The 1,111-nt window shown below is 68.9% G+C and carries 1 protein-coding gene; it reads right to left on the reverse strand.

Features of this window, described 5'->3' with window-relative positions; all coding sequences use genetic code 11:
- Window positions 1–219 precede the first annotated feature (219 nt).
- On the reverse strand, window positions 220–921 hold the full coding sequence (locus EST54_RS33920; protein ID WP_129251484.1) for a response regulator transcription factor: 702 nt from the start codon (window positions 919–921) through the stop codon (window positions 220–222).
- Between the last annotated feature and the right edge of the window lie 190 nt (window positions 922–1,111).

The raw sequence follows: 1,111 nt of genomic DNA on the forward strand, positions 1-1,111 counted from the left end.
GGCGGGGGGACCGTGGGCGGCGGTGGGGTGGTGAGGGTGAGCGGGTCGAGTGGCTCGGATGAGTCGACCGACTCGGGTGCCCCGGATGACTCCGATGAGTCGACGGATTCAGATGGCTCGGATGACTCGGGTCGCCTGGATGGCTCGGATGACTCGGGTGGCCTGGTTGGCTCGGATGGCTCGGATGACTCGGGTCGCCTGGACCGGTCTTCCTGGTGTCTACTCACCGGGCTTGATCAGATAGCCCGCGCCCCGGCGGGTGTGAATCATCGGCGCCCGCCCGACGTCGATCTTCCGCCGCAGATACGAGATGTAGAGCTCCACGACGTTGGCCTGGCCCCCGAAGTCATAGCTCCAGACCCGGTCGAGGATCTGCGTCTTGCTCAGCACCCGCCGCGGATTGCGCATCAGATAGCGCAGCAGCTCGAACTCGGTGGCCGTCAGATGGATCTCCTGGCCGTCCCGCCACACCTCATGACTGTCCTCGTCGAGCACCAGATCGCCCACCGTCAGCCGCGACTCGCTCCGCGCGGCGGCCGCCCCGGCCCGGCGCAGCAGCCCCCGCAGCCGGGCCACCACCTCTTCCAGGCTGAACGGCTTGGTGACATAGTCGTCGCCGCCCGCCGTCAGCCCGGCGATCCGGTCCTCGACCGCGTCCTTGGCGGTCAGGAACAGCACCGGAACGTCCGGCAGTTCACGCCGCAGCCGTCCGAGCACCGTCAGCCCGTTCATGTCCGGCAGCATCACATCGAGCAGGACCGCATCCGGCCGCCAACTACGGGCGCAGCGCAGCGCGCTCGCGCCGTCTCCCTCCGCGCGGATGTCCCAGCCCTCGTAGCGCAGCGCCAGCGACAGCAGATCGGCGAGCGAGGACTCGTCGTCCACGACCAGGACCCGCACGGGACTGCCGTCGGCCCGCAGCAGCTCCGGCTGCTTCGCGGGCGCGCCCCTGGAGGACGAGGCCGAAGCCGGCGTACGAAACGACGCTGAGGACGACGAAGTCACGGTCATGTCCGTGAGCTTGGGACGCCGCCGTGAAAGCTTCCTTGCGCCTTTCTGTGAATTTCCTGAGAATCCCCCTTGCTTCGCTTCCCCCTCCCCCCGGGGGCCC

The organism is Streptomyces sioyaensis (genome assembly GCF_004122735.1).
Classification (GTDB): domain Bacteria; phylum Actinomycetota; class Actinomycetes; order Streptomycetales; family Streptomycetaceae; genus Streptomyces; species Streptomyces sioyaensis.